The sequence below is a fragment of the Agromyces sp. NPDC004153 genome (assembly GCF_053603635.1).
On sequence record NZ_JBSGFY010000001.1, the window covers coordinates 1,789,109 to 1,812,543 of the forward strand.

A 23,435-nucleotide genomic window follows, 5' to 3' on the forward strand; every position below is an offset into this window, starting at 1 on the left:
CTGGGGTCCGGGCGCCCGCTCGACGTCCACAGTGTCGGGAAGCCCCCAGAAGGAGGCCGGCTGCCGACGGCCGAGCGCGGCGTCCCGCTTAACATAGGGGGCATGCAGAGTGTCGCGGCGGCCCTCGACCGGCTGGGCGAGCTGGCCGCTTCGCCGACCGTCGCGAAGCTCGCCCAGGCCTTCGCGTCCGCGGGCCACGAGCTCGCCCTCGTCGGCGGACCGGTCCGCGACGCCTTCCTCGGTCGCGGCACGAACGACCTCGACTTCACGACGGATGCCACGCCCGACGAGATCCTCGCGATCGTGAAGCCCATCGCAGAGGCGCACTGGGACATCGGCCGGGCGTTCGGCACCATCGGCGCGAAGGTTGCCAGCGAGACGGTCGAGATCACGACCTACCGCGCCGACGCCTACGACGGGGCATCCCGCAAGCCCGAGGTGGTCTTCGGCACGAGCCTCGAGGACGACCTCACGCGACGCGACTTCACGGTGAACGCACTGGCGTTGCGACTCCCCCAGCTCGCGCTCGTCGATCCGTCGGGGGGCGTCGAGGACCTCCTCTCCCGCACGCTGCGCACGCCGGCCGCGCCCGAGCAGTCGTTCGGCGACGATCCGCTCCGGATGCTGCGCGCGGCACGATTCTCGGCCCAGCTCGGCTTCGAGGTCGAGGCGGGCACGCGCGCGGCGATGTCCGCCCTGGCACCCGAGATCGAGCGGATCTCGGCCGAGCGGGTGCGCGACGAGCTGTCGAAGCTGCTGCTGACCACGGCGCCGCGCGGCGGCATCCGACTGCTCGTGGACTCGGGCCTCGCCGACCGTGTGCTGCCCGAGATCCCGGCCCTGCGCCTCGAGGTCGACGAGCACCACCACCACAAGGACGTGTACGAGCACTCGCTCACGGTGCTCGACCAGGCGATCGACTACGAGGTCTCGCGCGGCGTCCTCGACTCCCCCGACCTCGTCGTGCGCCTCGCGGCGCTGCTGCACGACATCGGCAAGCCGGCCACCCGGCGACTCGAGCCCGGCGGGGCCGTGTCGTTCCACCACCACGACGTGGTCGGTGCGAAGCTCGCCCGCAAGCGCCTGCGCGAGCTGCGCTTCGACAACGACACCATCGCGGCGGTCTCCCGGCTCATCGAGCTGCACCTGCGGTTCTTCGGCTACGCGGATGCCGCGTGGACCGACTCGGCGGTGCGCCGCTACGTGCGCGACGCGGGCGACCAGCTCGAGCGCCTGCACATCCTGACCCGGGCAGACGTCACGACCCGCAACCGCCGCAAGGCCGACCGGCTCGGCTTCGCCTACGACGACCTCGAGGAGCGCATCGCCGTGCTCGCCGAGGAGGAGGAGCTCGCGGCCGTGCGCCCCGAGCTCGACGGGCAGCAGATCATGCAGCTCCTCGACGTGAAGCCCGGACCGGTGGTCGGCGAGGCGTACCGCTACCTCCTCGAGGTGCGCCTCGACGAGGGCCCGATCGGCCCGGATGCCGCGAAGGAACGCCTGCTCGACTGGTGGGCGGCGCGCGAGCGGGCGTGATCCTGCAGGCGGCGCGCGCCGACGGACGTCGGCGACCACGAGGCATCCTCAGCGTCGAATGGCGCGGCGACGCGGCATCCGTTACCATTGACAGGTTGCCCGAGCGCCGCATTCGCGGCCTCCTCGGCGCGACGCATGTACACCCTCCTGTCACAGACCGTCTGTGACCGCTTGAGTCCGAAGGAGGTGGGTCTGTCATGCACCAGTACGAGCTGATGGTCATCCTCGATCCCGAGATCGACGAGCGCACCGTTGCTCCCAGCCTCGACAAGTTCCTCAACGTCATCCGCAACGATGGCGGCACCGTCGACAAGGTCGACATCTGGGGACGCCGTCGCCTGGCGTACGAGATCAAGAAGAAGAGCGAGGGCATCTACGCCGTCGTCGACTTCACCGCAGAGCCCGCGACCACCAAGGAGCTCGACCGCCAGCTGAACCTCAGCGAGGCCGTCATGCGCACCAAGGTGCTCCGCGCCGAGGAGGCCATCGCCCAGGTGGCCGCCGTCGCCAAGGCCCAGGAGGAGCGCGCCGCGAAGAAGGCCGCTGCCGCCGCGAAGGCCCCCGCCAAGAAGGACGCCTAGTCCCCATGGCCGGCGAGACCATCATCACCGTGGTGGGCAACCTCACTGCAGACCCCGAGCTGCGCTACACGCAGAACGGGCTGGCGGTTGCCAACTTCACCATCGCGTCCACGCCCCGAACGTTCGACCGTCAGGCGAACGAGTGGAAGGACGGTGAAGCGCTGTTCCTGCGCGCGAGCTGCTGGCGCGAGTTCGCCGAGCACGTCGCGGGTTCACTCACCAAGGGTTCCCGGGTCATCGCTTCCGGGCGTCTCAAGCAGCGTTCCTACGAGACCAAGGAAGGCGAGAAGCGCACCACGATCGAGCTGGAGGTCGACGAGATCGGCCCCTCGCTCCGGTACGCGACCGCCCAGGTCACTCGCGCGCAGTCCAACCGCGGCGTGGGCGGCGGCTCCTTCGGGGGCGGCCAGTCCGACGACGCATGGGCTCCGAGCACGCCGGCCGCCCAGTCGGGCGGTGCATCCGGCGGCGACGTCTGGAACACGCCGGGCACGAACTACGGCGACGAGACCCCCTTCTAACATCCACGCCGGTCCCTCGACCGGCGAGCACTCATCAAAGGATCAACAATGGCTGGAAAGAGCAGCGGCGACCGCCGCAAGCCGAGCCGCGGGAAGGGCGCGAAGAACGCCGCCCCGGCGAAGTCCATCAAGGTCGGCGTCATCGACTACAAGGATGTCGCCACCCTGCGCAAGTTCATCTCGGAGCGCGGCAAGATCCGCGCCCGTCGTATCACCGGTGTCTCCGTGCAGGAGCAGCGCCTGATCGCCCGTGCCGTGAAGAACGCGCGCGAGATGGCCCTCCTGCCCTACTCGGGCTCCGGCCGCTAAGGAGCACGACAATGGCAAAGGTTATTCTCACGCACGAGGTCACCGGCCTCGGTGCCGCCGGCGACGTGGTCGAGGTCAAGAACGGCTACGCGCGCAACTACCTGGTCCCGCAGGGCTTCGCGACGCCGTGGACCCGCGGTGGCGAGAAGCAGGTCGAGCAGATCAAGGCCGCCCGTGCGGCCCGCGAGCTCCACTCGCTCGAGGACGCGCAGGCCCTCAAGGCCAAGCTCGAGTCGACCAAGGTCAAGCTGGCCGTCAAGGCCGGCCTCGGCGGTCGGCTCTTCGGCTCGGTCAAGACGGCGGATGTCGCGTCGGCCGTCGAGGCCGCCGGCCTCGGCGAGCTCGACAAGCGCAAGATCGAGATCCCGACCCCCATCAAGGCGGTCGGCGAGCACGAGGCGACCGTTCGCCTCCGCGACGAGGTCTCGGCCACGATCACCCTCCAGGTGGTCGCCGCGAAGTAGTTCGCACGCACTCGAGAATGGCGGTTCGGGCTTCGGCCCGGGCCGCCGTTTCCGTGTTCGCGGGCGTGCATCGGAGGCGTGGTTCGGAGGCGTGCTCCGGTGGGCGCGATCGACCCGCCCAGCCGTCCCCCTCGCCGGCCGGGATGCCCCCGTTTCGATTGCACAGGTCTACACCGTCGCGGCCCCGCCCGCAAGACGAGGTTGTGGACATCCTGTGATGGTTGTGCACAGGTGAGCATGGGGCATCCGTGGATTCTCGAAGAAGTTTCCCCCCACAGGTGTGGAAACACGAAACACCTGATCGTTCTGAAATTCAACCGGTGTAATTCCCCAGATTTCCACAGTTTTCCACAGGGGATGTGCACACGTTCCGCGGCGTTTCGCCCAGTTTGTCCCCAGAGTTATCCACAGGCTGGCTTGTGCTGTGGACGACGCTTCCTTATCGTGAAGCAGCGTCCTTCGATCAGCGGGTGTACCCCGGTCGGAAAGCCCATGTCAGAGGCTCCGGCCACACTGAAGTGCGGGCGCCAGCACGCTGCCGGCGAAGGCCGAATCGGAGGTCATGGAGTTGTCGATCGCGCACATCGGACTCGCCGAATCGGTCGACGACGACGCCCGCCGCGGTGAGCGCACTCCGCCGCACGACCTCCTCGCCGAGCAGAGCGCGCTCGGCGGCATGATGCTCTCGAAAGACGCCGTCGCCGACGTGATCGAGACCGTCCGCGGCATCGACTTCTACGTGCCGAAGCACGAGGTCGTCTTCAACGCGATCCTGTCGCTCTACTCGCACGGCGAGCCCACCGACGTGATCGCCGTCACCGACGAGCTCACGAAGACCGGCGAGCTGCAGCGTGCCGGCGGCGTCGAGTACCTCCACACGCTCACGAGCCTCGTGCCCACCGCGGCGAACGCCGGGTTCTACGCGTCGATCGTCGCGGAGCGCGCGTTGCTGCGCCGCCTGGTCGAGGCCGGCACGCGCATCGTGCAGATGGGCTACGCCGGCGAGGGCGAGGTCACCGAGCTCGTCAACAACGCCCAGGCCGAGATCTACTCGGTCACGGGTTCGACCGAGAGCGAGGACTACGTCCCGCTCACCGAGGCCGTCACCGCCGCGATCGACGAGATCGAGGCGGCCAAGCACACTGACGGCAAGTTCACGGGCGTGCCCACCGGATTCGCCGACCTCGACGAGCTGACGAACGGCTTCCACCCCGGGCAGATGATCATCGTCGCCGCGCGTCCCGCGATGGGCAAGTCGACGCTCGCGCTCGACTTCGCGCGGGCGGCGGCGATCGGCAACGACCTCCCCTCGATCTTCTTCTCGCTCGAGATGGGCAAGAGCGAGATCGCCATGCGCCTGCTCTCGGCCGAGGCATCCGTGCCGCTGCAGATGATGCGCAAGGGCACGGTCGACTCGCGGGACTGGACCACGATCGCTGCGACCCGCGGGCGCATCAATGACGCGCCGCTCTACATCGACGACTCGCCGAACATGACGCTCGTCGAGATCCGCGCGAAGTGCCGGCGCCTCAAGCAGCGCGTCGGGCTCAAGATGGTCGTGATCGACTACCTGCAGCTCATGACGAGCGGCAAGCGCGTCGAGAGCCGCCAGCAGGAGGTCTCGGAGTTCTCGCGTGCGCTCAAGCTGCTCGCGAAGGAGCTGCAGGTGCCGGTCATCGCGCTCTCGCAGCTCAACCGTGGCCCCGAGCAGCGTGCCGACAAGATGCCCGCCCTCTCCGACCTGCGCGAGTCGGGCTCGATCGAGCAGGACGCCGACATGGTGATCCTGCTGCACCGCGAGTCCGCCTACGAGCGCGACAGTCCCCGGGCGGGCGAGGCCGACCTCATCGTCGCCAAGCACCGCAACGGCCCCACCCGCACCATCACGGTCGCGTTCCACGGGCACTTCTCCCGGTTCGCCGACATGGTGCAGGTGTAGCGACGCGCATGCAGGTTCCGCGGGTATTTGTTGTAGGTTCCGCGGGTATTTGTCATTTCCGGACCCACTTGTCATCGAAATGTCACTTTTGACATTTGCCATGTGCAGGGCTCGCGGTGCTGCTCGAGAGTGGGGAGCCTGTCGAGTGGATGGCCCGGATTTCCTCTGGTAGCTGGCACACACATGGCGTCTCTGCCATTTTCATTCGTCGGGGAATGCGCGGTTCACCATGAAGCGGATCTGCCCGCCACCCTTCACGTTCTGCGCCCGTGAGCTGGGATGGCGACGCTCTGGCGACGGATTTGGCTGTAGCGCTTCGCCTCCCATCACGGGGCATTGTCTCGGGCGGGTCTTACGGGAATCGAGCGCCCAGGAGCCACGAGGATCGTCGTCGGCGCGACTCGGCGATTGCGCGCGTCCCGGTGATCGACCGGCTATCGGGCGCGTCACTTCGATCAATCGAGGGCACACGTTCGGAGCACCGCGCTCATCGAACGGGTTGGTGCGAGGTTGCACTAGGTTGGCTGGATGGTCGAGGACAGTCTCGAGAGCGAGGAATCGGCCGATCGTCGCGCCATCGAAGCAATCTTGGGCCGGCCCCTCGACGGCGAGTGGCCGGTCGAGGCGATGAAACCCGGCACGCGCGTACGAATCGTCAAGGATGAGTCTTGGGACGGCCCATGGCGCGACGTGTTCACAGGCAGCGTCGACACCATCATTCCGCCCCAGCCTGTTCGGCACCGGCTGGCGCGATCGGGCGAACTCGAGTACTCCGTGAGATTCGATGAGCCCCAGTTCGATGCGGCGGGCGACGGGCCCTTTCGAAAGGCCGTGATCTGGGCGCGATACCTCGAGACATTCTGACGGCCAGCCCGAACCGTGTGCACGCACGGTAATCGTTCGCGATTTGGGATCGCCAATCGCACAATCCCTGAGGTCGTGCCTCCGAAGGAAGAGAACGAAAGGCATATAGCGTGCGACCATGCAGTCGCTCTCCTCCGCCGAGTTCGTGGAGATGCTTCGCGCCGCTGTGCCGACCGTCGGGCCGCTTCTCGACGAGCACGTGGACGAACACGGCGGATTGCTGATCCATCTCCTTCTCCCGGATTTACTCCGTTTCGCCGCCGGTCGCTTCGCTGACGGCGACGTCTACACGTCAAGCCGCGTGCTCGAAGTTGTGGATCGAGCGCTGACGGAGGGCGACGACCAACTCCTCAACGCAGTCGCCGTCTTCTTCGTTGAAAATGTCGGGGCTTTCCCAGACGAGACGCCCGAGTTCGTGGCCACGTGGCCGCCTGCGCTGCTTGCTGAGCACCGAGAGCAACAGACACATGGCTCATGATGGCCGTTGCCCTTCTATGGTTGGTCGCGCGACCTCGGCGCCTGTCCTGAGGAGGAACCCGGTGATGGACTTCCGCGTCTTTCGTCCAGCAGTCCCCGAGGGTTTTGAGTGGGTCCTCCCGGTCGATCCTGCCGACTTCGAGGTGTTCCGGACACTGTCTGAACGGCAGCCCGGGACTGCATGGCATCCGATCCAGGTGCGTTTGCTGAAGGAGGACGAGCACGGGCGGCCCTGGCTCCGTTCGGATATGCCGTGGCTGGGTGGGCATGTGCTCATCCTTCGTGAGGAAGCGATTGAAGCTGTCGGGCAACTCCTCGCCCCGTACGGCGAGCTACTTCCGCTGGAGTGTGATGACGCCCGGCTGGTGGTGTTCAGCGCTCCGATAGTGGCGAATGTGCTTGAGGAAAGCCGATCCGAAATCGCTCGGTTTGCATCCGGACGGATCATGGACATCCGCCGCCCTGCATTCAATCTGGGTGCACTCGCGGGTAGGGGCGCGTTCAAGCTTGCCGAGCTTCCTCGCGGCGATCTCTTCCTCAGGGGTGACCTGGTCGAGGCGATTCGAGCGACTGGCCTCACCGCCGGCACCGAGTTTCGGCTGATCTACGAGGCACGCACCACGAAGTGAGGCGCGGCGGTTGTCCGCGGACCAGTCGATTCGGTCACATGGTTAGAACCAACCGGGGTTGAACAGCGGCGGCTCAATAGGGGGTACGTGAGCGCACTGCAGACCTCACCCTCGCGATCGGAATTGTGCGAGCGCGCGACGGGTCCATTTCGACGCCCCTGCTTTGGGATCAGAGGTGAGGTGAAAACAGGAGCATCGCGCACAAGGATGGATGCCGACGACTACTCGTTCGCGCGACTGTGCATTCATCCGATCGCGTACCGTGACGAGGGCTCGACCAGCTGCGTAAAGAGTCGGCAAGGGGGTTTTTGGGCAGGCTGCCACCGCGGCTCCATGTCGTGAAACAGGAACGACCGCGGGTAACGACGCATACTTTGCCTTGGCATCAGCGCGCCCCATAGTCGTAACTCGCTACCCTGGCCGGTTTCCCGCGGGTCTCGTGCGAGCGATCTATTAGCAGGATGCTAGCGAGAGCAGTCAGCAGTAGCTAGCTCTCGCGACACATTGACCGGACCGCCTACGTGCGGCCTTGCTCACGCGCTGTCTCGAGCTGTCCGGAGCGTCGGGGTCACGCCCGAGGGGGTCTTCAAGGCCCTCACAGGTCAATGCGCAAACGGACGCGCACAAGAGGATCCGCCTGCGACGTCCGTTGATGGACCGCTGAGGGGTTCGATCTGGCAAACGACGCATGAACGCAGTCAAACGCTCGCTCGGGGGCCGGGGAGCCGATCTTGTCGAGTAACGCGGAACGATGGAGTGCTCCCAGGCGGCCACGGTCGCCTAGGGCGTGGGTCACGCGGTTGGCTATCGCGATGTCGATGATCGCTGCGCGGCCTGGTGGCATTACCGTGGCCCGTGGGGTTACTCAGGAGCTCGTGGTGCGATTTCCGGTTCGTCAATGCTGGTCCTGCCGATGATCGATCCGCAGTCCGGCCCGTACTCGAAAGTCGAATGCCAAGTGTCGATTAAGGAGCCATATCGGAGGACGATTGAAGGACGTCCACCGTAAGGAGGCTCGTGATGTGCTACGCGTGGTACGAGGATGTCGAGAAGAGTGTGCAGAAGGATGTCGCTCAAGAAGATCTCCGGAGGAGAGTGCCTGAACGGCGCCCGGAGAACCGGGTCCGGTCAGAACCGCTGAGATTCTGGACTGTCCGAATTGGTCGGCGCGACCGCACGTCCGAAGAGGCGACATCGGACCGCATGCTCGAAAAGGTTTAGCGGCAGGAGACACAGGTAGGCCTCGCCGTCGGGCGAGGCCCCCCGCCTGAACAATTCTTCATTTATGAATTGGAGCACGGACCTGTAGGGACCCGCTGAGAGACCGCCGGTCAGCGCAGCGACACCGGTTCAACGGGAGCGGAATTGGTGCCCGTTCATGGATCCCTCAGCGGGAGCGTTAGTGGGGACGCAGGTCGTCGCGCAGCCAGGCCGTCCAGAAGGACGTGAGATCCGGCGAGAGGAACGTGTGCTCGGCGTCGATCTCTGACCAGTAGCTGACGGTCCCATCTCGGTGGACACAGAATGGATTTCCTGTGCCGTCGTCACCGAACGCGATCGCGGCGCGCTCTTCAGCCGTACCGCTGTTTCGCTCCACCAGGTCGACCAGGGGCCAGATTACGAACCACCGTCCGGATCGATCCCACACGCCATCGGTCTGCATAAACAGCTGCCGCAATTGGATAGGGAAGCGAGTGGCGAGCTCCACTTCAGCAGCGTTCACTTCAGCGTCGGTCGCGGCCGGCCGCGTCGACACCTCGGGACGGTCGAGCAGAACTGCCCACCCGACTCCGTCGGATCGGCTCTGCTCGTCGTTCATGCGAATCAATCTCCGCCCACAGCATGGCGCCCGATAATCGGTCGGCCCGTGGATCGAGAGCGTCACTGCTGGTGCTGCGTGAGCTGTGACTTCGCCAACCATGCTTCGCATCGGCGAACCATCTCATCTCGATCAAGGATGTACTCATGATCGTCCTCGAGCGAGGGCGCATGCCAAACGCGACTTCCCGCGTCGCCCACGAGGTCGAATCCGTGCACATACTGGGCACCTGAGTGCGCCCTGCCGCTCGATGGTAGATCTCCCTCAACCCAGGGGGCTACGAATCGACATGCGATGGGACGCGTTATTTCTCCGGAGATCAGTAGGTGCATGACAAGGGCGACAGTCTCCTCGGTGAGGCACATTGCAGGTCGCGATTCGATCACAGTCCCATTGTGAGCCCGCTCCGGTTATTCCGTTCACGGAGCCGAGAATCAGGCGAGTGCCGTCCGCAACCCGGTCGCCGAACGCGCACTACTCACTCGCGGGTCGAAGTTGGCCCCCGATCGTTCTTCAGCCTGGTAGGCGCGGGAGTGCGACTACTGAGTAGTGCATCGAGCCGCCCCCACTGGCAAATGACTCGGACATGACGCGTGCTTCTCCTTCCGACGTGAACCGTTGGGCCTGACTAATCCGCGGGCTCCACTCCGACTGTCCGTGTCTGGCGGATCTAGAGAAGAACCGAATGCTGCCATCAGCCAGCTGAACAGTAATGCCCCACTGCGTAGTTGACTGCCTAGTCATGTCTTCCTCTTGATTTCGCCGGCTCTGGTCGCCCGTAGCTCGTCTACCAGGAGCGGACCTTTCGCGAGAATCCGGAAAGGTGGACAGCAATGGTAGGACGGTCAGCCCGACTGCGGCTCGTGCGACCCGCCGACGCGCTGGCACTCCCGATAGCCCGTCGACTAACCGGCGGCGTTGTCTGGTAGTGGTCGGTCAGTGGACATGCGCAAGCGGATCCGCCTGCGGACGGCCGGTGAGGGACCGGCTACCGGGCGACGAGCAAGTGTGCTCGCCCACTCTCAGCCGCGTGGCGTGGTAGCGAGCCAACGAGGTCCCACCGGTCAAGTGTTCAAGCTTTCGAGGTGAGCACGTAGTTCCGCCACCTCGTCAGCAAGCTGCTCGGCTGGATAAGCCTTCGACCTCGTCGGGAGGTATTGCCTCACCAAGGTCTCGGTCTGCGGGAGGGCCTCTATGAACCAGCGACGCACGTCAGCCTCATCGGCGAGCCCTTCCGGCAGTCGATGCCAGACGATGAATCGACGTTGGACGCGCCCGACCATCCCTGCCGACACACCAAGCGGCGGCGGCTCAGGACCGACATCGCGATCGCGACCAGTCACCATCGCGACGTCGACAGCGTAATCGTCGTCGTGATTACGTGGCGCGAAAGCTCGAATCTCACGTGCGACAGCCATGTGAGCACTCTTGGGTGGACCGAACTCCGCGAGAATGCCGCCTGTGATGATGGTCATCTCCTGCCGTCCTCTCCGCGGGTCGCTCACCGCACATGATCCGCACGCTACTGGATGTGCTTGGTGTGAGGTGAGCGGCAATCCGGCTCGCGTTGAGGAACCGGCTTCCGGGCCGAGGTTTCGGCTTGAGCGCGGTGTGTCCGAACTCTCGGATAGTGTGCCGGACTGGGGCAGATACGAATGTAAGTCCTGAGGCCTAAAGAGAGGTGCGTCAATGACGACAGGGAGCGAGCGATATCGGGCGCACGCCGTCTGGGACACCATGAAGCTCAAGCTGGAATCACTCGAAGCCGCGCGATTCGGCGAGGCAAACAGTGAGCAGTGGCGCATGGACATCGTCGAATGGCTGAGTGAGGCGACAAAGACGAAGCTCACCAGACAACCCGCGCTGTACCTTGGCGTTCTCGACTCGCTAAGCCAGGCGTTGAACGCTTTACCGACTAACACAGCGGAGTTCGCTCAGTACGTTGCACCCGGCTATGGTCGCCAACAGGGCGTGGACAACCTCGAGTCCGCGCTGCGCAGGCTTCCTCCGCCTCCCCCGAGGGACCTCAAGGACTCATACGTCGCCCTACTTGACGCCGAGATCGCCGCCCGCACATCGAGGCTCGATGATCTGGAAACGCGGATCAACGTGACCGAGCGCGCACTCGAGGAGAGACAGCAGGAACTTACGAAGCTCTCCGTTGGCGTCGAGACCCTGGAATCGGCGATCGACGCGGAACGCGAGGTCATCGCCGAAGTAAGCAAATCGGCGCGCGAGTCGATAGACAAGGATTGGGGTGAAGTGCTCTCCGTTTGGTACGTCGACCGCAAGGAGTTCGACGCCAAGACGAACGCAGAGGCCCTGGCGCACGTATCCGCACTTGCGGCTACGGCGATCGCTGGCGAGGCGCTGGCTGAGCACGCCGCTGGGAGTCTGAGCGCGACGGACTGGACCGGTCGCGCCAAGCGCGAACGGCGGGCGGCACAGTGGATGCGTGCCGGGGCGGCCGCGGCGTTCGTCGTTGCGGGTGCGATCGGTTGGTTTATCGTCGCCGAAGCCATCCGCAACAACTTCGATCTGACCGTAGGCGATGGCATCCTCAGAGCCTCGGTCGCGCTCGTGATCGGAGCGTTCGGCGCGCTACTACTCAGAGAGTCTGGCCGACACTTCCGAGAGGCGGACACTGCGGAAGACGTCGCGCTCTCCTTGAAGGCGCTCGCGCCCTTCTACGCAGGTTCTGACGATGACGTGAGAATCGCAGCACGTATGCAGGTCGGGGACGCGGTGCTCGTCAAGAACGTGCTTTCCCGATTCGCCCACAGAGACGCGGCCAAGCACGCAGCGGAAATCAACACCGCCGAACTGCCGAGTCTCGTCAAGGATGCAGCGAAGGCTCTTAGCGTTTCGACGGACGCGAGCAAGGCCCCTTGAGGGTACGCTCGGCGGGATGACTCCTGCCCCCTTGGCCGACGTGCTCACGGCGTCGGACTGGTTCGCCTTTCTCGGTGTGCTCGTCGCCGCGGTGCTCGGTGTGCTCGTTGCGATCTGGGGCCAATGGGTGGCGCGGCGCGCGGCGAATGTCGAGAGGTTCGACGCCGCGCTCGCATCTGTCATCGGGGCGTTGGGTAGGCGCACGACGGAGCTTGACGGGTGGGCCTCGCCAGCCGATGTTCCGGTGGTCGGCAGTCTTGGGATGCGCGCTACACGAGGCGCGCGCTATGGGGACGCTGGCGGCCCGGTCGACGTCGAGCTGCAGACCACCGTTGAGGCGGCGTGGCTCGTCGCCCCGACGCGAAGCGATCGCGAGTGTATGGAGGCGCTGTCTGCAGCGGTGTTCAACTTCAAGGAAGGGACCGTGCAGTGGCAGATCCACTCGCTGGCGAGGCTGGCCGCTGACGTACGGGCGTGGCGAACGGGGACGATGCCGCCGAAGCACTTCCTCTACGGGATGGAAACGTGGTCAGGTGCTGCCTTCGATGTAGCTGCGCGCACCGAGGAAGCGGGTGCAGAAGGTCGAGAGTCGTCCGCCTCGGAGTAGAGGAGCGTCGCCCCCGCGGGGGTGTTGCTCACGGGCAATACCGAGTGGCCCCGAGACTGAATCTTGAATGGCGCTCGACCGCATGAATCAGCGGCGCTGAAGGGCCTGAGTTCTCACGCCCCCTCGACGGGAATCGCCCTCTCGGACGCGGCCCTGCTCGGGGATCCTTGCAAATCGCCTACGAAGGAAGGGCAGGCGTCACAGGGCTGTGAGCCTACAAATGACGCGATGGAGGGAGCCTGATGGAGCAGGTGCTGGTCACGAGTGCATCCAGTTTCATCGCGAAGCACATCGTGCGCGAGCTGTTGGAGCAGGGATTCGCCGTGCGCGCGAGTTGGGGCTGGTAATCGCACAGGAAACCCCGCACGCGACGTACCCCCCTCAGCCCATCCGCCCGGATAAGGATCACGTCCGGACGTCCGTCAACGGGTGTTCGGCCCGGGTGAATGTGGCTAAGCGCACTCCTTCCGCGCCTTGCTGATGACGGCATCGGAGACCGCGAGCCTTGGGTATTGGGTTCTCAGCTCAGAGCCTTCGTCAGGTTCCGTCGGCAGTCTCGCGGCGCGCTCCCCGTGTGGCTGCCCGATACTTGGCCGCACCAATGACAACGACAACAAGGCCGACCCCCATGAAGGCGCCAGACAGGATGAAGTTCCACGCCCCGCCTGACTCCAGCGGATAAGTGCCCCGAGAGGCTAATGACACGACGACAAGGATTAGACCCGCAAGAATCGCGCCGGCACCAGCCAACGTCACGTAGCGCGCCCGGAATACCTGCACACTCTCATGTTCCCTCCGCGCGCCAGACAACACGCCTTTGAACTTCATGCGCCGGACTCTAGCCTCAAGGTTGGCCGTGCCCAGCATCCGCGACACCATCCGCCTGCCGACGTCCGATGACGGACCACAATCGGGCGCCTGTCCAGCACCAGGACTGCGGTCGACCGCCGATTATCCTTTCGTCATGCAACCAACCCACGCACACGACCAAGAGCCGTCTGTGCTGGGGTCAGTTTGCGCGGAGGCAAGCGAGGAGACTATTGCCGGGCGTTGGCCGAGGCGGGTCGAGACTCGCACAGTGATCTACTTCCGCGACTGGCTCGTTGATGGGAGGCCTCTTCGAGACTGGATCTCATACGGTGACCCGCGGGACGACAAGCGCCCACTCATGGACAAGGCGATTCCTGACGACGCTGTCGTGGTCGCGAGCCTCAGGGCGCTGCTCGGCGAGGACGTCGGGCCGCAAGAGGAATGGGTGTCGTTCCCCGACGGACGAACTGGCATCTTGTTCTGTGCGCTCTGCGGCGACATCTGGTGCGGAGCCATCAGCGCCCATGTGGACGTCGGCGAAACGATCGTCGCGTGGAATGACATCGCCTTCCAAGACCGAGTGACTAATGAGGTCAGCGCGGACGGCCCTACGCTTACACTTCATTTCGAACGAGAGCCCTACGAGCGCACTATCCGGGATCTCCTCACCAATTGGCGCTGAGGGATCGGCGCCGTACGACCGATCTGCCAGGCATGCCGCGGGCGCGATATCCGGCTCCCGCGCATGTGCTGCTTTGCCGTTGAGGGATTGTCGATGCTACGACTCGAAACGATCGCGCCCGATCTGGTCGCATTGATCGACCGGCGGGACGACATTGGTCGGCGCGAGGCCGCCCTCATAGCGTGTCGCGTTGCCATCTCGCGCACGGGATTGAGCAACCTCAGTGTTGAGGCACTGCTAGGTGCGATCGAACGGGGCGACGTCGGTGAAACGTCCAGCCGACGAGCCGTGAACGTTGTTGTCGACGCACTTGATGGGATCCAGTGGGAACTTCATGACCGACTCGATGAGGGAACGGCGACCACGGCAGAACACCTCGCTGCATTTGCGCGGGCAAGGGCCGCTTCTGCGGTCTACTTTGCGGCCGACTCTGACGCCCGAGTTGCTGCGATGGAGGCCCTGTACGAGGCCAACGCCGCGATCGATGACCTGGATAGCCTGCGATCCGCGCTCGCAATTGGTTGATCCCCGCGGGAACTTTCAAGCCCCAGATAAGCGGCTCCGCTCCCGCCAGTGGCAATTCGATGGCGTCGAACTTTCGCAGCTTTGAAGTCGGGACAATTCACCCCGCTTGGGGGCTGGCCGATGACAGGTTGGAGACCGTCCCCACTCCGGCGCGTCAGTTGTCCGCTAGGGCCGGCTCGTTCGGCAACCGCGAGGGCTTCGCGTACATCCCGAAGGTCAAGCTAACCTTCACTACGCCCGACGAGGACGTCGTTTCAGTTGAGATCTCAGCCTATGAGGTGAGCAAACGCGTCGACGAGATGATCATCAGCCTCAAGACCGCGTTGCCCAAGATCCCACGTCGACGCTAACCCGGTCACAGCGTCGCGCTTACGGATCCCTCAGCGCCACCCGTTGATGAGATCCCGGATAGTGCGCTCGTAGCGCTCTCGTTCGAATCGGAGTGTACGCATTACGGTGAGCGACGGCCTCGTTCGCCGAAGTGCTGCCTACAGCGTGCCTGGTACGACTCGATGCCGCCCACGTGCTCGGCAGTCGCGACGCGAGCGTCCGCGACGTCGTCGGCGAGGACGCGCTGATGGAACGCGGCGTCCCGCCCGCAGACGGCGCATACGGCTGTGAGCTTCGTCACGTCCTCGGCGAGCGCCATGAGCGACGGGAGGGGCTCGAAGGGGCGGCCGTCGAACGTCACGCAGAGACCGGCGACGACCACCGACATCCCGGTGAGCGCCAGCCTGCTCACCGTCGAGACGAGCTCCGGCCCGAAGAACTGGGCTTCGTCGATCGCCAGCATGTCTAGCTCGCGATCGCCGACCAACTCCACCAGCGAGCCGACGTCGGGCACTGATCGGGACTCGATGCTGAGCCCCGAGTGCGAGGCCACCCGGCCCGCGGCGTGCCGATCGTCAAGCGCGTGGTTGACGACCTCGACGGCGAGTCCGGCAAGTTGCGCGCGGCGCACCCGCCGCAGCAGCTCCTCGGATTTGCCGGCGAACATCGGCCCGCAGACCACCTGGAGCCGGCCGTTGGGGTTCCTGGGCATGGGTCAGAGCTTAAGTGAGGCCGTCGTCAGTTGGAACAGAAGGATGCCGGCCCGCATCTCGCAATCGAATCGGCTGCCCATCGCACCGCCGTAGCCCTGACGAATACACGCGTCATGCCGGGATTGGTTCACCGACCCAGCGGAGGGTACGCCTGCGGCCGCGGAACTGCGCGGGTCGCGATCGATCGCCTGACGTGGGTGACCGGTTCGGCTTCAGCCACCACTGTCACCTGGCTGCCACGTTGAGTTCCACGGCCTCGGTCACGAGTGCCTTGACCGCCGCTTCGTCGACGCGGTCTCCATCGACGTAGTCGATGGCTCGGACGGCTTTGCTGTCCAGCCGGGTATTGAAGAGGTCGCTGCTCCCCATGCGGGCACCCCTAGCGAAGGTCAGCCTTACGGCGCTCTTCAGCACGTCGACGAAGCAGACGTCTCCGTCATGCGTCCAAAACGGAACTCCCTCCGGTTTGGAGGGCTTCTTGTACTTCACCACCTCTACGGCGCCCGGGTCGGCGGCCATGATCGCAGCTCGAAGCGCGACGAGGACGTCCTGCTTCCATCCGCTCTGCTGCGCGATGATGTCGTCGATCTGTTCGGAATCGGACTTGTCACTCATGCGCGAATACTTGCGAAGAGAGCTGACGAAATCAACACCCGAGGTCAGTCGCAAACCCGCGTGGCGAACCTAGCGAGGCCAGCCGAGCTCGGAGCGCCGACGCGCGACGAGCCTCGCCTCGAAGCAGCCGTCCTCGAGTTCCTCGGTTTCAACGACCGATCCGTCCGGTGCCAGAACACGATGGAAGATACGAACCCCATACTCGTAGGTCGATTCTTCGGCCAACACGCCGTCAGGACGATACTCCCTGGCCATCCCATGCAGCGTCCCCTCCACGAACTGTGCCTCAGCTTTGAGAACGCCTGACGGGTACCAATCTCGCGCAGGACCCTCCTCGAGGCCGTCTCGGTAGGTGATCTCAGATCGTCCAAGCAGCGGCGACTCCTCGAATACCGTGCCGGAGAAGGGCACGCCGCCTAGAGTGACACAAGATCGGAGTCGTAGTTCAGCTCAGAATCCCGAACCAAGTGCCGGTCGTTCATCGGGATAGAACCTCCGTATCTCTCTATTCGAACGGTAGTCGCACGATCGAGCAGAGCCTCCCGCTGTAGCGTGTCTGTTCGCAGTCCGTAGGCACGGCTGAGCCCCTTTATGGGAGAAGGACGACGGTCCATTAAGGATCCTCGACCGTCCGTCCGGGACCTCAGTCGATCCTGCGTTGGATATGGAGCGCGCCAATGCCACTCACGGCTGGCCCGACGTTGTGGGTGCGGTAAACCTCGGAGACCTCGAAGTCGTATCCGAGTTCGTCTTCGACTTGGGTTAGCGCAGCACGAGCACACATTGTCGGTAGGTCATCCGAGCAGGAGCAGAGCACGATCGCCTCGCGGAGGCCATCGCCAGTTCTCGCGAGGCCGTGGACCGAGTACCATTCGCGGTTCTCGAGTTGGGCCCGAGTCCAGTACTCGTCGAAGAAGGTGCCAGGGGGTGGCTCCGCCTTCAGTCGCGCGAGCGCTTCCTCCAACTCGGGCGGGTTCATCCGGGGTCGGCGGTACCAGGACTGGTCATGAAGCTCTTCACTCCTCCGTGACCCTAGCCGCACCAACCATGGGCTGCTGTTCCGCTTGAACTGCGTTACTGAAGTGGTAAACGCGGACTCGATCGGACAGTCGTAGAGCACGGCCGGTCCGAGCTTGGGCTGGTCGCTGAAGTCGACAACGCCGACAAAGCCATCGAGCAACGGATTCGTTTCCCGGCCGGGCAGCCACGAGAACGACAAGCTCTCGGACCTGCGCCGTACCCAGCGGAAGACCTGGAGCTCGCCGCTCACAAGCGGCGAACTAGGCGACGCAGTTCTCACCCGAGACGGCCTTCCATCTGGTGCCACCCGGCACACGTTGAGAGCAGTCTGGCATGCAGCCTAATAGTGAATTCACCTTGGCATCGCCGTCGAGCGAAGAGGTCCGCGCGCTCGCAATGGTCGCGGTCGCGGAAGGCGGCCGATAGCCGGTCGACTATCGGCACTGAGTTGCGCGCTGTGCTTGAGCGCGGCGGATTGCCGTCTTCCAGCCCCAAACCTGATGGACTGCGCCGACGTCGTAGTTGCGATTGTCGGAGTCGACCGTCGTGGCGACGGATCCCACGTTCCCGACCACGACTAGGCCGCCTTCGGTGAACAGCTCAATGCGCGTGAGCCCCTGTGCGATTACAGGTTGACCCGCGATATCAGCTTCTAGGGGCGCTTGCTCGCCAGACCAGTTCACGACGCCTGCCACGAACGTCGTCCGCGCACCCGGGCCCCGACGCCGTACTTCCACCGCGACGAGGCACACCCATCCAGTTGGCTCGCAAGGCACCGCGATGATGTCACCGACCGCGAGCTGCAGCGTGCTGTGAGGATGGAGAGGAAACGAGCGGTCCGCAGTCATTCTGATACCTCCACCAGCCTCGCCCGCAACCTTATCGATCCACGCTTGCCGTGTTGAGGGATCCCTAGGTGGGACGCGGCAGACGCCAGCTTCGACTGGCCTCACCAGCGGCGACAGTCGAGACGCCGCGTGTAGGAATCCGCCATTTCGTGTGGAATCCGCAAGCCCGAAACGATCACAAGTACCGTGGAATCCCGGGGCCCTCCGCCATCTTTGGTCGGAACCTACAGCCACCGCCTTGTAGGTTCCGACGGACCATGTCCAATTCCGCGGCCACGACCCGACCACTGCTCAGTCGCTCAGCGCCGTTGTGGTGCAGCTGCGTCGGGGGTAGGAATGGCCTGAGATGAGCGGATCGTTGTCCTCTTCATGGCGACCGGGGGAGCGTGATGCAGATGCATGCGGGCGTCGGCGAATTCCTGCTCGGCTTGGCCGGTATTTCGGCCACATTGATCGGTACGTTCATCGTGGGCGTGTTCTTCTACATCGACTCGGACCTGCACCGGCGACGGTCCGCCTCGGAAGGCGAAGACTTGTATTTTCGCTCGGGCATGCGATGGATCTTCACCGCCTACTCCCTGCCCCTGCTCGCGCCATTGGCCCTCGTGGCGCTTGAACCGGTCTGGGGCGCAGTTGTGTTCGTCGCCCTTGCCGCCATGCTGGTCATGGCCTCTATCGACACCGGTCGACGCATCGCGAAGTCGGGTGCGTCGAGGGCGCTCGCGGCCAATGAATGGCTCACTTCCGCCGCGGTCGCGGTCGCGATCGTATTGCCTTGGGTGTTCGGCGGGTGGGTGCCCCCGGCATCCGCGTTCATCCCGTCGCTTCTCCTCGTGCTCGCATCTGGCTTTGCCAGCACCGCCGCACTCGTGGTGGCGGAGTTCGACGCGACCGCGGTCGTCAGGCACGATCTCGGCAGCACGGAGTCGGGCGCCACCGAGCACCGAGCCCGACCCACCGAGGAGGGCTGACCAGCGCGTTAGCAATGACGTGTCGGAGCTCCTTCGCGAGCCCTGAAGCTGCTCGCGAAGGAGTTCCACGGACCAAGAGCACCTACTGCGTTCGGGTGGAGGGGGTACGACCGCTGGCTGAGTGAGGCTCAGGTCTGTAGGAATATGTCACTTACCGCGGAATCCGACGCCCTGAATCGACGAGAATAGCCGTGGATTTCGCGGCACGGATGCCTACTGTCGAAGGTCCTGTCGAACATCGATCGTCGAGGGATCAGCCGTGCCGGCGGGGGTTCGAGGCCATGTCCAGGCGGAGCGCAGGATGAAGGCCAGGAGCAGCACTTCGAGTCCGATCGAGAGCCCGTAGAAGGCGGCCCACTCCCAGGTCGCCCCTGCCGCGTTGAAGATCGAGTAGGGGATGAGGAGCGATGCAACGACGAGGTTCGTAGCGCGGTTCACCCGGGCGGGCAGCGTCATGGAGAGCACCACCATCAGGGCCGGGATTGACACGGACGCGAGGAAAATGGTCAACAACGTCGAGCTGATCTCGAACCTCCAGACGAGACCATTCAGGATGCCGTCGACGACGCCGGGTTTGTAGAAGTTGAAGAGGTCGACGTAGATGTAGAGGAACATGAAGCTGGTCCATGCGGCGGCGAGCTTGGCCGGTACGGGGATCGGCGGGTTGTCGAGCGGGCTCGGGGTTGTCGTTCGGATGGTCATCGGTTCTTCTTTCTCGAGGAGGGGTCCCTCCGCCGGAGTGGCGGCGGGTCTGGCGTGCAGACGCACGGATTGGCCGTTCTCGTCGGCCCGATCGTCAGATGGTGACGACGACCTTCCCTCGGGTGTGGCCGGCCGCGACGTAGCGGAGGGCGTCGGCTGCTTCGTCGAGGGGATAGGTCCGGTCGATGACGGGCGTGACCTGCCTGGTCGTGAGCAGGTCGGCCAGGATGAGCACGTCCTGGCGCTTCCCTAATGACGTGAAGGGCTTCAACTGCTGGCGGGTGAACCCGGACAGCACGCGCGCTGCGACGATCCGACCGATGGGGCCGAGCCAGCGGCCGCCGCGTCCGCTGTTGGGGATGAGGGTGCCGGTGGGCGTCAGCGCTCGGCGGACGGCCGCCAGGGGTTGGGCTTCCACGTTGTCGAGGATGACGTCGTAGTGCTTCTGGGTGCCGGTGAAGTCGGTCTTCGTATAGTCGACGACATGGTCGGCACCGAGCGACCGGACCAAGTCGACGTTGCGGGTGCTGCACACACCCGTCACCTCGGCGCCGAACGCCTTGGCGATCTGTACGGCGAAGGAGCCCACGCCGCCCGACGCGCCCGTGACCAGGACCGTCTGGCCCGGTTGGACCTTCGCGATATCACGGAGTGCCTGCAACGCCGTCATGGCCGACGTGGGCACCGCTGCCGCGTCCACGACCGACAGGTTGGCGGGCATGGACACGAGGTTGTCCGCCGGGACGCAGGCGTACTCCGCGAGCGTGCCAGCGGTGCTCCAGCCGAACACCCTGTCGCCGGGGCGGAGCGCGGTGACATCCTTCCCGACCGCCACCACCACGCCTGCGAGGTCCCTGCCGGGGATGCCGTGGCGCGGGCGGCGGAGCCCGAACACCAGCCGCACTATGTACGGCTCACCGGTCATGACGAAGTAGTCGCCAGGATGCACCGAGGCCGCGCCCACCCGGACGAGCACATCGCCTCGACCGAGCACCGGCAGCCCGATCTCGGACGACTCGAGCACGGAGGGCGGGCCGTAACTGCGCTGGACGGCTGCCCGCATCGTCGCCGCCCCGGTCGGGCTCGCCGCCGGCACCAGGCGTGCTCATCCGATCGCTCTTCGATTCCCACAGAAGCCTCCTCATCCGAGCCGCGACTCTCGCTGGCTCGTACACTGTACGCGTACACTGTACTATGGCCGTACGCTGTACGATTGTCAAGTCATTCGAGACGAGTGAGGAGACCCGTGTCTGCGAGGGAACAACGCCAGGTCGCGTCAGATGCGGGGCTGAGCAAGCAGCGGGTGGTGGTTGAGGCGATCCGGCTCGCCGACCGCGAGGGGGTCGACGGGCTGAGCATGCGCCGGTTGGCTGGAGCCCTCGGCGCGGGCGCGATGTCGCTGTACCACTACGTCGCGAGCAAGGAGGAGTTGCTGGACGCGATGATCGACGTCGTGTTCGAGGAGATCGAGCTCCCGCCCGAAGGGACCGACTGGCAATCGGCGCTTCGACGTCGGGCGGTGTCCGCCCGACAGGTTCTCGCGCGCCACCCGTGGGCGAACGGCCTGATGGAATCGCGGACATCGCCAGGGCCCGCGAACCTCCGCCACCACGAAGCGGTCACCGCCTGCCTGCGGAGGGCCGGCTTCTCGGTCTTGATGGCGACGCACGCCAACTGGTTGCTCGACAGCTATGTCTACGGCTTCGCCCTGCAGGAAGCCGGCCTGCCGTTCGACACCGCCGATGAGCTCGCGGACATGGCCGAGGACGTCTACCTGCCCCAGCTTCCTCCTGACGAGTTTCCCTACCTCAACGAGTCCGCCGCGGCGCTCCTCGCTGCCGGCTACGACCCGGCGGAGGAGTTCATCTTCGGTCTCGACCTCATCCTTGCGGCCCTCGAGCCCTTGAGAACCTCCGGGTAGCGACGTTCACGGGCCGTCGCGCACGGTCGAGCCGATGACCTCTTCCGTGTGAAGGAGGGCACGAGCAGGAAGCGTCTGCCCAAGGACTGGGCTGGTCAGTGCCGGTCCAGGTACTCCTGGCACTCCCGGAAGCGCACGAGCTCAGCCTCACCTTCGGGCAGGCTGAGCATGCCCTCCCTGTTGTAGAGGGAGAGGTACGAGTCACTCCTATCCAGCATCACGAAGAGGTTGTCGACTGGAATCTCCTGGCAGGGCACCGGCTCCTCCCTCTCGGCCATGATCTCAACGAGCGGGAGCTGGGGCGTTTGCGTGGCCGCCAGGCTGACCGCCGCGGCGATGCCTCAACAGGAGAGTCCACCTCCGCGGCCCGGCCTTTCCCACGTCGGAGACCTCAGCGGGGGTTCGGCCGCGAAGCAGCAGAACCCGTACCACCAATACGGAGACCCCGATGGCGAAGGCGGTGGACATCAGGGCGAAGAACAGGAGGGTGATGCCCGTCCCGATCACCACCTTCTCCGGCACGAGCGTCACGGCGGTCCACACCGTGTCCAGACGGGTGTACGGGAACAGGGGATCCCTCCACAGCTGGATGCCCACACCCAACACACCCAATGGGTACACCAGCGCCGCCGGGATGCCAACGTAGAAGAGCGCGGACTCCGCCGTGCTCCTGACCTTGTCCCGTTCGTGTTCCATATGGGCGCTCGTCCCTGAGCCTGGTGCCCTCCCGGTCGAACCAGAATGGCGTCAGGCTACACGAGACGGCGTGCGTCCGCCGACCGATCACCCTAGGGGCGGCGCGTGATGGTCGGCGGGCGTCGCCCTTCAAGAACCGCAGACACGCCACGTCGGGCGGCTACAGGATGTCGTGCACGTCGGGCGGCTACACGATGTCGTGCACGAAGGCGGTGAGTGACTCCTCGTCCTGGACACCGTTCGATGACGCGTACGGGTGGATTCGTGGCCGGTGAGGATGACGATGCTCGGTAGGCTTCCCAGCATGGTCGAGGCAGTCGTGTTCGACATGGACGGCGTGATCGTCGACAGCGAGCAGCGCTGGGAGGCCGTTCGCCGCCGGCTCGTCATCGCCTCGGGCATGGCCTACCCCGATGAGGCGACGAGAAGGATGCAGGGCATGAGCGCTCCCGAGTGGGAGGCCTACCTGCACGACGAGCTCGGCGTCCCCGGCACGCCGGCCGAGATCGGACGCCGCGTGGTGGCCGAGATCGAGGCATCGTATCGCGCCGACCTGCCGCTCATCCCGGGCGTCGAAGAGGCGGTTCGCGCGCTCGCCGAGCGATACCCCCTTGCGGTCGCTTCCTCATCGAACCGGCAGCTCATCGAGTTGGCGCTCGACCTCGCAGGGCTGGCCGACGCGTTCCAGGCCATCGTTTCGAGCGAGGAGGTCGAGCGCGGCAAGCCCGCGCCCGACGTGTACCTCGAGGCTGCGTCACGCCTCGGCATCGCCCCAGAGCACTGCGCGGCGGTCGAGGACTCGTCGAACGGGATCCGCTCGGCGCACGCCGCCGGCATGCGGGTGGTGGCCGTGCCCAATCGCGCGTATCCGCCGGCTGCCGACGCTGTCGAGCTCGCCGACGTCGTCCTCGACTCGATCCGAGCGCTGACGCCCGAGGTGGTGGCGGGGGCGTGAGCCACTCGA

The 23,435-nt window shown here is 65.2% G+C and carries 28 protein-coding genes; 17 read left to right on the plus strand and 11 right to left on the minus strand.

The window, feature by feature from the left end; genetic code table 11:
* Positions 1–102 precede the first annotated feature (102 nt).
* From ACWEOH_RS08265 to ACWEOH_RS08305, 9 genes are all read left to right on the plus strand, one after another.
* Positions 103–1,536 carry a CCA tRNA nucleotidyltransferase gene (locus ACWEOH_RS08265; RefSeq protein WP_452029905.1) on the plus strand — a complete coding sequence of 478 codons (1,434 nt, stop codon included), beginning with the start codon at positions 103–105 and terminating at the stop codon, positions 1,534–1,536.
* Between the two features lie 197 nt (positions 1,537–1,733).
* Entirely contained in the window at positions 1,734–2,117 is a 384-nt protein-coding gene (gene rpsF, locus ACWEOH_RS08270; RefSeq protein WP_148733041.1) for a 30S ribosomal protein S6, read from the plus strand.
* Positions 2,118–2,122: 5 nt separating this feature from the next.
* Positions 2,123–2,638, plus strand: a complete 516-nt coding sequence (locus tag ACWEOH_RS08275) for a single-stranded DNA-binding protein (protein WP_452029907.1) — start codon at positions 2,123–2,125, stop codon at positions 2,636–2,638.
* 48 nt (positions 2,639–2,686) lie between these two features.
* Positions 2,687–2,947: a 30S ribosomal protein S18 gene (rpsR, locus tag ACWEOH_RS08280; protein WP_056727560.1), complete on the plus strand. Its 261-nt coding sequence runs from the start codon at positions 2,687–2,689 to the stop codon at positions 2,945–2,947.
* Between the two features lie 11 nt (positions 2,948–2,958).
* Positions 2,959–3,411: a 50S ribosomal protein L9 gene (gene rplI / locus ACWEOH_RS08285; RefSeq protein ID WP_148733043.1), complete on the plus strand. Its 453-nt coding sequence runs from the start codon at positions 2,959–2,961 to the stop codon at positions 3,409–3,411.
* A 568-nt stretch (positions 3,412–3,979) separates the two neighbouring features.
* The gene (dnaB, locus tag ACWEOH_RS08290) at positions 3,980–5,350 is read left to right on the plus strand and encodes a replicative DNA helicase (RefSeq protein ID WP_452031885.1); all 1,371 of its coding nucleotides are present in this window, start codon (positions 3,980–3,982) and stop codon (positions 5,348–5,350) included.
* Between the two features lie 528 nt (positions 5,351–5,878).
* Complete coding sequence (locus ACWEOH_RS08295) at positions 5,879–6,214, plus strand: hypothetical protein (RefSeq protein ID WP_452029910.1); 336 nt, start codon at positions 5,879–5,881, stop codon at positions 6,212–6,214.
* 118 nt (positions 6,215–6,332) lie between these two features.
* Positions 6,333–6,692 carry a DUF7674 family protein gene (locus ACWEOH_RS08300; protein ID WP_452029912.1) on the plus strand — a complete coding sequence of 120 codons (360 nt, stop codon included), beginning with the start codon at positions 6,333–6,335 and terminating at the stop codon, positions 6,690–6,692.
* 64 nt (positions 6,693–6,756) lie between these two features.
* Entirely contained in the window at positions 6,757–7,320 is a 564-nt protein-coding gene (locus ACWEOH_RS08305; RefSeq protein ID WP_452029914.1) for a hypothetical protein, read from the plus strand.
* 1,399 nt (positions 7,321–8,719) lie between these two features.
* On the opposite strand, the gene ACWEOH_RS08310 is transcribed toward ACWEOH_RS08305, so the two are convergent.
* On the minus strand, positions 8,720–9,139 hold the full coding sequence (locus ACWEOH_RS08310; RefSeq protein WP_452029916.1) for an SMI1/KNR4 family protein: 420 nt from the start codon (positions 9,137–9,139) through the stop codon (positions 8,720–8,722).
* A gap of 1,064 nt (positions 9,140–10,203) precedes the next feature.
* Complete coding sequence (locus tag ACWEOH_RS08315) at positions 10,204–10,614, minus strand: hypothetical protein (RefSeq protein WP_452029918.1); 411 nt, start codon at positions 10,612–10,614, stop codon at positions 10,204–10,206.
* Between the two features lie 262 nt (positions 10,615–10,876).
* Here ACWEOH_RS08315 and ACWEOH_RS08320 point away from each other — a divergent pair, with 262 nt between their 5' ends.
* Together ACWEOH_RS08320 and ACWEOH_RS08325 are read left to right on the plus strand one after the other, a co-directional pair.
* Positions 10,877–12,031 carry a hypothetical protein gene (locus tag ACWEOH_RS08320; RefSeq protein ID WP_452029920.1) on the plus strand — a complete coding sequence of 385 codons (1,155 nt, stop codon included), beginning with the start codon at positions 10,877–10,879 and terminating at the stop codon, positions 12,029–12,031.
* Between the two features lie 16 nt (positions 12,032–12,047).
* Positions 12,048–12,638, plus strand: a complete 591-nt coding sequence (locus ACWEOH_RS08325; protein ID WP_452029922.1) for a hypothetical protein — start codon at positions 12,048–12,050, stop codon at positions 12,636–12,638.
* Between the two features lie 537 nt (positions 12,639–13,175).
* On the opposite strand, the gene ACWEOH_RS08330 is transcribed toward ACWEOH_RS08325, so the two are convergent.
* Positions 13,176–13,466: a hypothetical protein gene (locus ACWEOH_RS08330; protein ID WP_452029924.1), complete on the minus strand. Its 291-nt coding sequence runs from the start codon at positions 13,464–13,466 to the stop codon at positions 13,176–13,178.
* Between the two features lie 250 nt (positions 13,467–13,716).
* Here ACWEOH_RS08330 and ACWEOH_RS08335 point away from each other — a divergent pair, with 250 nt between their 5' ends.
* The 3 genes from ACWEOH_RS08335 (at position 13,717) to ACWEOH_RS08345 (ending at position 15,005) form a co-directional block, all read left to right on the plus strand.
* Entirely contained in the window at positions 13,717–14,130 is a 414-nt protein-coding gene (locus tag ACWEOH_RS08335; protein ID WP_452029926.1) for a hypothetical protein, read from the plus strand.
* 93 nt (positions 14,131–14,223) lie between these two features.
* Positions 14,224–14,655, plus strand: a complete 432-nt coding sequence (locus tag ACWEOH_RS08340; RefSeq protein ID WP_452029928.1) for a hypothetical protein — start codon at positions 14,224–14,226, stop codon at positions 14,653–14,655.
* A 59-nt stretch (positions 14,656–14,714) separates the two neighbouring features.
* Complete coding sequence (locus ACWEOH_RS08345; protein WP_452029930.1) at positions 14,715–15,005, plus strand: hypothetical protein; 291 nt, start codon at positions 14,715–14,717, stop codon at positions 15,003–15,005.
* A 101-nt stretch (positions 15,006–15,106) separates the two neighbouring features.
* On the opposite strand, the gene ACWEOH_RS08350 is transcribed toward ACWEOH_RS08345, so the two are convergent.
* The 4 genes from ACWEOH_RS08350 to ACWEOH_RS08365 form a co-directional block, all read right to left on the minus strand.
* Entirely contained in the window at positions 15,107–15,697 is a 591-nt protein-coding gene (locus ACWEOH_RS08350; RefSeq protein ID WP_452029931.1) for a thymidine kinase, read from the minus strand.
* Positions 15,698–15,923: 226 nt separating this feature from the next.
* Positions 15,924–16,313, minus strand: a complete 390-nt coding sequence (locus ACWEOH_RS08355; RefSeq protein ID WP_452029933.1) for a DUF1801 domain-containing protein — start codon at positions 16,311–16,313, stop codon at positions 15,924–15,926.
* Between the two features lie 69 nt (positions 16,314–16,382).
* The gene (locus ACWEOH_RS08360; protein ID WP_452029935.1) at positions 16,383–16,724 is read right to left on the minus strand and encodes a toxin-antitoxin system YwqK family antitoxin; all 342 of its coding nucleotides are present in this window, start codon (positions 16,722–16,724) and stop codon (positions 16,383–16,385) included.
* Between the two features lie 232 nt (positions 16,725–16,956).
* Positions 16,957–17,583 carry a hypothetical protein gene (locus ACWEOH_RS08365; protein ID WP_452029937.1) on the minus strand — a complete coding sequence of 209 codons (627 nt, stop codon included), beginning with the start codon at positions 17,581–17,583 and terminating at the stop codon, positions 16,957–16,959.
* Between the two features lie 987 nt (positions 17,584–18,570).
* On the opposite strand from ACWEOH_RS08365, the gene ACWEOH_RS08370 reads away from it, so the two are divergent.
* The gene (locus ACWEOH_RS08370) at positions 18,571–19,152 is read left to right on the plus strand and encodes a hypothetical protein (RefSeq protein ID WP_452029939.1); all 582 of its coding nucleotides are present in this window, start codon (positions 18,571–18,573) and stop codon (positions 19,150–19,152) included.
* Positions 19,153–19,365: 213 nt separating this feature from the next.
* Here the strand turns inward: ACWEOH_RS08370 and ACWEOH_RS08375 are convergent, their stop codons facing one another.
* Together ACWEOH_RS08375 and ACWEOH_RS08380 are read right to left on the minus strand one after the other, a co-directional pair.
* The gene (locus tag ACWEOH_RS08375; protein WP_452029941.1) at positions 19,366–19,854 is read right to left on the minus strand and encodes a DUF6326 family protein; all 489 of its coding nucleotides are present in this window, start codon (positions 19,852–19,854) and stop codon (positions 19,366–19,368) included.
* 94 nt (positions 19,855–19,948) lie between these two features.
* A complete protein-coding gene (locus tag ACWEOH_RS08380; RefSeq protein WP_452029942.1) occupies positions 19,949–20,917 on the minus strand; it encodes an NAD(P)-dependent alcohol dehydrogenase in 969 nt (322 codons plus the stop codon).
* A gap of 183 nt (positions 20,918–21,100) precedes the next feature.
* Between ACWEOH_RS08380 and ACWEOH_RS08385 the strand changes: the two genes are divergently transcribed.
* Positions 21,101–21,775, plus strand: coding sequence for a TetR/AcrR family transcriptional regulator (locus tag ACWEOH_RS08385; RefSeq protein ID WP_352175335.1), 675 nt, complete (start codon positions 21,101–21,103; stop codon positions 21,773–21,775).
* Between the two features lie 95 nt (positions 21,776–21,870).
* Here the strand turns inward: ACWEOH_RS08385 and ACWEOH_RS08390 are convergent, their stop codons facing one another.
* Positions 21,871–22,053, minus strand: a complete 183-nt coding sequence (locus ACWEOH_RS08390; RefSeq protein WP_452029945.1) for a hypothetical protein — start codon at positions 22,051–22,053, stop codon at positions 21,871–21,873.
* Positions 22,054–22,057: 4 nt separating this feature from the next.
* Positions 22,058–22,471, minus strand: coding sequence for a hypothetical protein (locus ACWEOH_RS08395; protein ID WP_452029946.1), 414 nt, complete (start codon positions 22,469–22,471; stop codon positions 22,058–22,060).
* Positions 22,472–22,775: 304 nt separating this feature from the next.
* Between ACWEOH_RS08395 and ACWEOH_RS08400 the strand changes: the two genes are divergently transcribed.
* Positions 22,776–23,426: an HAD family hydrolase gene (locus ACWEOH_RS08400; protein WP_452029948.1), complete on the plus strand. Its 651-nt coding sequence runs from the start codon at positions 22,776–22,778 to the stop codon at positions 23,424–23,426.
* Positions 23,427–23,435: the final 9 nt, after the last annotated feature.

What these genes read in the sequence shown, in the direction of transcription:
- ACWEOH_RS08265 (WP_452029905.1), top strand. Translation starts at nt 103, where the DNA reads ATGCAGAGTGTCGCGGCGGCCCTCGACCGGCTGGGCGAGCTGGCCGCT.
- rpsF (WP_148733041.1), top strand. Translation starts at nt 1,734, where the DNA reads ATGCACCAGTACGAGCTGATGGTCATCCTCGATCCCGAGATCGACGAG.
- ACWEOH_RS08275 (WP_452029907.1), top strand. Translation starts at nt 2,123, where the DNA reads ATGGCCGGCGAGACCATCATCACCGTGGTGGGCAACCTCACTGCAGAC.
- rpsR (WP_056727560.1), top strand. Translation starts at nt 2,687, where the DNA reads ATGGCTGGAAAGAGCAGCGGCGACCGCCGCAAGCCGAGCCGCGGGAAG.
- rplI (WP_148733043.1), top strand. Translation starts at nt 2,959, where the DNA reads ATGGCAAAGGTTATTCTCACGCACGAGGTCACCGGCCTCGGTGCCGCC.
- ACWEOH_RS08295 (WP_452029910.1), top strand. Translation starts at nt 5,879, where the DNA reads ATGGTCGAGGACAGTCTCGAGAGCGAGGAATCGGCCGATCGTCGCGCC.
- ACWEOH_RS08300 (WP_452029912.1), top strand. Translation starts at nt 6,333, where the DNA reads ATGCAGTCGCTCTCCTCCGCCGAGTTCGTGGAGATGCTTCGCGCCGCT.
- ACWEOH_RS08305 (WP_452029914.1), top strand. Translation starts at nt 6,757, where the DNA reads ATGGACTTCCGCGTCTTTCGTCCAGCAGTCCCCGAGGGTTTTGAGTGG.
- ACWEOH_RS08310 (WP_452029916.1), bottom strand. Translation starts at nt 9,139, where the DNA reads ATGAACGACGAGCAGAGCCGATCCGACGGAGTCGGGTGGGCAGTTCTG.
- ACWEOH_RS08315 (WP_452029918.1), bottom strand. Translation starts at nt 10,614, where the DNA reads ATGACCATCATCACAGGCGGCATTCTCGCGGAGTTCGGTCCACCCAAG.
- ACWEOH_RS08320 (WP_452029920.1), top strand. Translation starts at nt 10,877, where the DNA reads ATGAAGCTCAAGCTGGAATCACTCGAAGCCGCGCGATTCGGCGAGGCA.
- ACWEOH_RS08325 (WP_452029922.1), top strand. Translation starts at nt 12,048, where the DNA reads ATGACTCCTGCCCCCTTGGCCGACGTGCTCACGGCGTCGGACTGGTTC.
- ACWEOH_RS08330 (WP_452029924.1), bottom strand. Translation starts at nt 13,466, where the DNA reads ATGAAGTTCAAAGGCGTGTTGTCTGGCGCGCGGAGGGAACATGAGAGT.
- ACWEOH_RS08340 (WP_452029928.1), top strand. Translation starts at nt 14,224, where the DNA reads ATGCTACGACTCGAAACGATCGCGCCCGATCTGGTCGCATTGATCGAC.
- ACWEOH_RS08345 (WP_452029930.1), top strand. Translation starts at nt 14,715, where the DNA reads ATGGCGTCGAACTTTCGCAGCTTTGAAGTCGGGACAATTCACCCCGCT.
- ACWEOH_RS08350 (WP_452029931.1), bottom strand. Translation starts at nt 15,697, where the DNA reads ATGCCCAGGAACCCCAACGGCCGGCTCCAGGTGGTCTGCGGGCCGATG.
- ACWEOH_RS08355 (WP_452029933.1), bottom strand. Translation starts at nt 16,313, where the DNA reads ATGAGTGACAAGTCCGATTCCGAACAGATCGACGACATCATCGCGCAG.
- ACWEOH_RS08370 (WP_452029939.1), top strand. Translation starts at nt 18,571, where the DNA reads ATGCAGATGCATGCGGGCGTCGGCGAATTCCTGCTCGGCTTGGCCGGT.
- ACWEOH_RS08375 (WP_452029941.1), bottom strand. Translation starts at nt 19,854, where the DNA reads ATGACCATCCGAACGACAACCCCGAGCCCGCTCGACAACCCGCCGATC.
- ACWEOH_RS08380 (WP_452029942.1), bottom strand. Translation starts at nt 20,917, where the DNA reads ATGCGGGCAGCCGTCCAGCGCAGTTACGGCCCGCCCTCCGTGCTCGAG.
- ACWEOH_RS08390 (WP_452029945.1), bottom strand. Translation starts at nt 22,053, where the DNA reads ATGGCCGAGAGGGAGGAGCCGGTGCCCTGCCAGGAGATTCCAGTCGAC.
- ACWEOH_RS08395 (WP_452029946.1), bottom strand. Translation starts at nt 22,471, where the DNA reads ATGGAACACGAACGGGACAAGGTCAGGAGCACGGCGGAGTCCGCGCTC.
- ACWEOH_RS08400 (WP_452029948.1), top strand. Translation starts at nt 22,776, where the DNA reads ATGGTCGAGGCAGTCGTGTTCGACATGGACGGCGTGATCGTCGACAGC.